Below are 6,916 nucleotides of genomic sequence, written 5' to 3' on the forward strand. Positions count from 1 at the left end.
CGGGTGCAGGCCAAGGGCCTGGCGCTGCGCATCGACCTGAGCGCCTTGCCCCAGGCGCTGGTGGGCGACCGCACGCGGCTGACCCAGGCGCTGGTCAACTACCTCAGCAACGCCGTCAAGTTCACCGAGCAGGGCAGCGTCATGCTCAGCGCCCGTGTGCTGGAGCGCAAGGGCGACAAGGTGCTGGCGCGTTTCGAGGTGACCGACACCGGCATCGGCATCGCCCCCGAATCACTGGCGCGGCTGTTCAACGCCTTCGAGCAGGCCGACAGCTCCACCACACGCCGCTATGGTGGCTCGGGCCTGGGCCTGGCCATCACAGGCCGGCTGGCCAAGCTCATGGGCGGCGAGGTGGGCGCGCGCAGCGTGCTCGGCCAGGGCAGCAGTTTCTGGTTCACGGCCTGGCTGCAAAGTACCGAATCGGCACCCGCATTCCCGCGCTCGATGAGCCCCCAGGCCTTGCGCGAGTTCATGCATTCGCACGACTACAGCAACCGTCGGCTGCTGCTGGTGGAAGACGATCCGGTCAACCAGCTGGTGGCGCAGGAGCTGCTGGCCGGCGCGGGCCTGCGCTTCGAGCTGGCCGTGACCGGCACACAAGCCGTCGAGATGGCCAGCCGCACGGTCTACGACCTCATCCTGATGGACATGTACATGCCCGAGATGGACGGGCTCGAAGCCACGCGGCGCATCCGCGGCCTGCCCGGCGGTGGCCAGGTGCCCATCGTGGCCATGACCGCCAATGCCTTCAGCGAAGACCGGCAAAGCTGCCTCGCAGCCGGCATGAACGACTTCGTCGAAAAGCCCGTCAACCCGAACAAGCTGTTTGCCACGGTGCAACGCTGGCTGGAGCGCGCCGAAGACGGCACCACATTGCGCTGACAGCCCGCGGCGCGCGCCGAACGCTGCGTGCAAATTGGGAGAACACCGGGCCGGTGCGGCGGTGCTTCAATGAATGCATGAACACCTTGCCCGCGCTTTTTCTGTCTCACGGCTCGCCGATGCTGGCGCTGGAGCCCGGCAGCACCGGCCCCTTCCTGCAGGCGCTTGGCCCCGCCATCGACGCCACCTTCGGACGCCCGCGCGCGATCCTGGCCGTTTCGGCACACAGCCTGTCGCAAGAGCCGGCCTTGTTGGCGGCAGCGCAGCACCACGCGGTGTACGACTTCGGTGGCTTTCCCGACGCGCTCTACCAACTGCAATACAACGCACCCGGCGCACCTGCGCTGGCCACCGCGGTGGAAGGCCTGCTGAGCGAAGCCGGCCTGCCGGTGCACCGCGTTGAACAAGCTGGGCTGGACCACGGCATCTGGAGCATGTTGCGCTTCATGTACCCGGCCGCCGACATCCCCGTGCTGCCGCTCGCCTGGGTGCCCAACCGGCCCCCGGCGCAGCAATTCGCGCTCGGCGAAGCGCTGGCGTCGCTGCGCGCGCAAGGTGTGCTGGTGATGGGCACCGGCAGCATCACGCACAACCTGCGGCGTGTGTTCGGCGGTAGTCGCCCAGCCAACGACGCCGAAGAGATTACCGAGAGCGCCGCCTTCCGCCACTGGATCCACGACCGCAGCGTGGCGCGCGACTGGGACGCCCTGTTCGACTACCGAGCTCGCGCGCCGCACGCCCGAGACATGCACCCGACCGACGAGCACCTGCTGCCCTGGTACGTGGCCGCCGGCGCAGGCGGGCGCGAGGCCGCGCCGCGACGTTTGCACGAAGGGGTGACCTACGGTTGCCTCGGCATGGACGTGTACGCCTTCGGGCCCGAAGCCGGCGTGTTGAACGCTGCGCTGACGGCCACCGAAGCGGCCTGAAATCCGTTCGCCACCCCCAAGACGGGTGACTCCGGAGCGCCACACGGGGCGGGTTTGGACACCTGCTTCCGCTATCCTCGGACGGTCGTGCGAATCATCAGCCCGACGCAAAACCCGAAGATCACCGGAGGACTCCCATGACCCGCATTCACCTGGCCGCCAGTGGCCTGCTGTTGTCGTGCCTGCTCGCCGCTTGCGGCGGTGGCAGCACCGACACCCCGGCCCAAGACGCCACTGCGCAGACCGAGACGGCCCAAGCCTCAGTCACCCGCCAAGCCCAGGCCGCACGCCGCCCCACGCCCGAGCAGTTCACCGGCCGGCTGCGCGAGGTTGACGAAACCCTGGTCTGGCAACAGACCGAAACGACAGTGGGCAACACCAACGCGGCGCGCACCTACAGCGACCACGTGACCGCCGTCAACGCCGATGGCAGCTTTGCCTTCGAGCGCTTCAATGGCGCGGGCAGCGTGTTCGAACGCTACACCTCCGACACCCACGGCAGCCGCCTGAGCCGCGACGTGGTCGCCAACGGCAACCGCTGCAGCTTCAACCCGGGCCGCAACTTCGTGAGCTTCCCGCTGTACGTGGGCAAAGTCTGGCTGTCGAACTGGACGCAGGCTTGCACACTCGGCTACCAGGAAACCGTGAACCAGCTCACCGCCGTCACCGGCCGTGAAACCATCGCGATCGCCGCCGGCAGCTACGACGCACTGCGCCTGAACTACGTCACGCTCATCAGCAAGAGCAACGACGCCAACCTGCAAAACGGCAGCACCGGCGAAGCGGCCTACCTGCAAGAAGCCACCTGCTGGTGGGCAACCGACGTGAAGCGCATCGTCAAGTGTTCGTACAAGAACACCTACTTCGGCACCCCGCCCCCGGCCAGCTACCTGAAGAGCTACACCTTCGAAGCCAGCTTCGTGGGCAAGCAGTACTTCCCCGGCGCCAAGCGAGTGGGCGAAAACCAAGCTTGGGCCGAGACCAACACGCTGGTCGACGGAACCACGCTGACACGCAACCACAACCGGATCGTGCGCACCCTGAACGCCGACGGTAGCTACAGCGCCGACTACGTCGCCGTCGGCGGCGCGCTGCTGGAGAGCTACATCTTCGACAAAGACGACAACCGCCTGCAGCGCTACACGGCCTTCAACGCCAACACCTGCACCTACTCACCGCGGCGCAACTTCTTCGACTTCCCGCTTTACGTGGGCAAGAGCTGGTCGACCGACTGGCTGTACAACTGCTCCTTGGGTTATCGCGAGAACGCGGCGCACACGGCCCAGGTGCAGGCGCTGGAATCGGTGACGGTGGACGCGGGCACGTTCGATGCGCTGCGCATCCACTTCCAGACCCAGTTCACCAACAGCAACGACGCCGGACTGCCGAATGGCCCGAGCGGCTTGGCCACCTACAGCCAGGAAGGCACCTGCTGGTGGGCGCCCGCGCTGAAGCGCTTGATCAAGTGCGACATCGACAGCGACTTTGGCGCCACCGCGCCTGCCAGCTACCGCAAGCGTTACGCGATGAGCATGACGTCGTTCGTGGTGCCCTGAGCCCGCGCCAACACATCGCAGCACAGCCTGCAAGGCCCGCTTCGGCGGGCCTTTTTCATGGGCGAGCGCAAACGCATAATCGCCGCCAACAACAAACCAACAGGTGGGGAGAGACGCGAAGTGAAAATCATCTTCGGTGTGATCGGTGCGGTCGTCGGCCTGCTGATGGGCGAGCTGATCGGTGCCGTGATCGGCCTGGTGCTCGGCGTCGTGCTGGCCAGCATGTTGAAGAAGGCCGACCAGGCTTCCGAATCGACACCTGCCGCTGTTGTGCCCGTGCCTGCACCGGCCCCGCCCGTGCCGATGGAAACGCGGGTCGCGCGGCTGGAGCAAGAGGTGGCGATGCTGAAGGCCGAGGTGAAGCGGCTGTCGCCCGCGGCGAGCGTGGCCGAGCCGGTGGCAGCGCCCGCGCCCGCTCCGGTGGCTGCCGTGATCCCTGCCGCAATCCCCGCCGCAGCACCTGCCGTGTTGGCTGTGAAAGCTGTCGAACCCGAGCTCGAACTGAAGCGCGATGAGATCGACCCACCCGACGCGACGCCGATGCCACTGGCCGAGTTGCCCACGCCGGCACGGGCCAGCCGCGAACCCGACGCGGCGCCACCTCGCCCGCCTGTCGCAGCACCCGCGCCACGGCCGGCGCCGGCTCCCCAGCCGAGCCTGCAAGAGCGCCTGCCGCCCGTCATCAGCAAGCTGATCTTCGGCGGCAACACCATCGTGAAGGTGGGCGTGTTGATCCTGTTCCTGGGCCTCGCGTTCTTGCTGCGTTATGCGGCCGAGCGGGTCACGGTGCCGGTCGAGTTGCGTTATGCCGGTGTCGCACTGCTGGGCGCCGTGCTGCTTGGCCTGGGCTGGCGGCTGCGCGAGCGCCAAGACGGCTACGGCCTGATCCTGCAAGGCGCAGGCATCGGTGTGTTCTACCTCACCACGCTCGCCGCCCTCAAGATCAGCCAGCTGCTGCCGGCCGAGCTGGCGTTTGCCTTCCTGTTCGTCGTGGCGGTGCTGAGCGCCTTGCTCGCGGTGGTGCAAAACGCCCCCTGGCTCGCCTACGTGGCGGCGGCCGAGGGCTTTGCCGCGCCGGTGCTGGTGTCGACCGGCAGTGGCAACCACATCGCGCTTTTCAGCTACCTCGCGGTGCTCGACATCGGCATCTTCCTGATGGCCTGGTTCAAGGCCTGGCGCCCGCTCAACCTGATGGGCGCGGTGGGCACCTTCGCGTTGGCCGGGGCCTGGGCGCACAAGCACTACACCGATGCGCTGTACCCGAGCACGCAGGCGTTCCTGCTGTTCTTCTTCGTGCTGTTCACCCTCGTCGGTGTGCTGTTCGCCCGGCGTGCCTTGGCACTCGGACAGGAGCCCGATGCACGCAACCCGCTCGCCCAACGCGCCGCGCAAGCGCTGGCGCAGGTGGGCCGTGTCGACAGCACGCTCGCTTTCGGTGTGCCGCTGGCAGCCTTTGGCCTGCAATACCTGATGGTGCGTGACATGGCGTTCGGCCCGGCCTGGGCTGCGCTCGGCTTCGGGCTGTTCTACCTGTTGCTGGGCGGTGTGTTGATGCGTGGCGACAAACGCTACGCACTCCTCGGCGAGGCCTATGTGATCGTCAGCGTGATCTTCGGCACGCTGGCCATTCCACTGGCGCTCGAAGGCGAATGGACCGGTGCCACCTGGGCCGTCGAAGCAGCCGGCATGTACTGGCTGGGCACACGCCAGCAGCGGCGATACGCACGCGCCTTTGCGCTGCTGGTGCTGGGCGCGGCCACGCTGCGCCTGGTCACCTCGCTGGGCATCGACGAGACCCCGGGCACGCCATTGCTGATGGGCTCGGTGTTGGGCATGGTGCTGCTCGCCGCGAGCGCGCTGGCGATGTTTGGCGTGGGCCGCCGTGCGCAGCTTGACCAGCACAACGACTGGGATGCCGCGGGCATCGTCGGCCTGTTGTGGATCGGCTTGGCCGCATTGGCCTGTGTGGGCTGGCTCGTCTTGCCGCCCGCCTGGGCCTGCGTCAGCACCTCGCTGCTGGCGCTGGCTTGCGCCTTCGTGCAGACACGCGCCAAGCTGCCCGCATTGCAGTGGGCCAGCGCCGCGCTGCATGCGGTGGCGCTGGCTGGTTTTGCCAGCACGCTGCATGCGCTGCATGGCGAGGCGATGTTGAGCAGCGGCTGGCAAGGCCTGGTGGCTGCGGTGGTGATCGGCACCAGTCTGCTGGTGAGCGCCTGGCTGCCGCTGCAGGCAGTGCTGCGTGAGGCGGAAGCGAAGAAAACCCCGCCGCAGTGGTCGTTGGGCAGCAGCATCGGCCTGCTGGCCGGTGTGGGCGCGATTGCCCTGAGCCTTTTGTTCGTGATGCCGGCCGACGAAGCCGCGCGCATCTGGCCCTGGCTGGGGGTCGCGGCCTTGTGGCTGGGCCTGCGCCTGGGCCACCCGGCGCTGGCCATCGCCTGGGCTGCATTGCAACTCGGTGCGGCCTTGGCGTTCGGCGTCTACGGCCCCGCCTTGTGGGCCGACACCAGCGATCAGCTCACGCTGTGGACGCCGCTCGGCTTCACGCTCGCGGCCTTGATCTCGGGCGATGCACTGCAACGCGCCGCGAAAAAATCAAACGCCACCGGCTGGCTGAGCGCACCCTGGCTGCAATGGGGCGTGGTGTGGTGGAGCCTCGCCTGGTGGGCGCAGGTGCTGCTGCCCGATGCCTACCGCCACCTGCTGCGCACGCAAAAGGAGTGGGTGCTGCTGTGGCCGGCCGTGCTCACCGGCTGGGTGATCGTGACCTCGGTGCTCGTCACCACCCTCGCCCGCTGGCGCGACTGGCGCGTGCTCGGCCTCACGGCCTGGGTCACCACGCCCGCGCTGGCCCTGACCGCGCTCATCGGCGTGGGCATGCTGGGCCATGCACCGCACCAGCACCTGGGCTGGCTGGTGTGGCCACTCGCGCTGCTGTGGCACGGGGTGTTGTTGCGCGCGCTCACACGCTGGGGCTCGGCGGCAGCGTTGGCGCCACTGCATGTCGGTGGCTTCTGGTTGTTCGTGTTGCTGGCCGCACGCGAAGCGCAGTGGTGGACCACCGGCTGGGGCGAGCCCGGCTCGGCCTGGCCGGTGCTGGGCTGGGTGCTGGTGCCGGCGGTGGTGCTGGCGCTGATCACGCGCCCGCGCATGCTGCAACGCTGGCCTTTGAACGAGTTCCGCACGCCCTACCTCGTGGTGGCCTGCGCGCCAGTCGCGCTGTACCTGCTGCTGTGGCTGTGGGTGAGCAACACCCAATCGGGCGCGCCCGACCCGCTGCCTTATGTGCCGCTGCTCAACCCGCTGGAGCTGGGCCACGGGCTGGTGCTGCTGGCGCTGTTCTTGTGGCGCAAGGCCTTGCCAGAGTCCACGCAGATACCGCGGCCGCTGCTGCTGGGCGGGCTGGGCGCGACGGCGTTTGCGCTCTACACCGGCATGGTGCTGCGCATCTGCCACCACTGGGCCGGCGTGCCTTGGGAGGCCGATGCACTGTTCGACTCGACGCTCACGCAGGCCGCGCTGTCGGTGGCCTGGTCGATCGTCGGAGTGGCC

General features: G+C 68.1%; 4 protein-coding genes. All 4 read left to right on the forward strand.

From position 1 onward, the window contains the following. Positions 1-882, forward strand: an 882-nt coding sequence (locus tag RMO40_RS09470; protein ID WP_309719624.1) for a response regulator, incomplete at its 5' end; no start/stop codon positions are given. 77 nt (positions 883-959) lie between these two features. Next, positions 960-1,811 (forward strand): DODA-type extradiol aromatic ring-opening family dioxygenase, encoded by an 852-nt coding sequence (locus RMO40_RS09475; RefSeq protein ID WP_309719629.1) that lies wholly within the window; start codon positions 960-962, stop codon positions 1,809-1,811. 137 nt (positions 1,812-1,948) lie between these two features. Continuing rightward, positions 1,949-3,367, forward strand: coding sequence for a hypothetical protein (locus RMO40_RS09480; RefSeq protein ID WP_309719632.1), 1,419 nt, complete (start codon positions 1,949-1,951; stop codon positions 3,365-3,367). Between the two features lie 120 nt (positions 3,368-3,487). After that, the coding region (locus RMO40_RS09485; RefSeq protein WP_309719635.1) for a DUF2339 domain-containing protein at positions 3,488-6,916 on the forward strand (3,429 nt) is incomplete at its 3' end.

The organism is Rhizobacter sp., from assembly GCF_031412075.1.
Lineage (GTDB): Bacteria > Pseudomonadota > Gammaproteobacteria > Burkholderiales > Burkholderiaceae_C > Rhizobacter.

Bases quoted from the DNA above. Each gene is read 5' to 3' on its own strand.
- RMO40_RS09475 (WP_309719629.1), top strand. From the start codon at position 960: ATGAACACCTTGCCCGCGCTTTTTCTGTCTCACGGCTCGCCGATGCTG.
- RMO40_RS09480 (WP_309719632.1), top strand. From the start codon at position 1,949: ATGACCCGCATTCACCTGGCCGCCAGTGGCCTGCTGTTGTCGTGCCTG.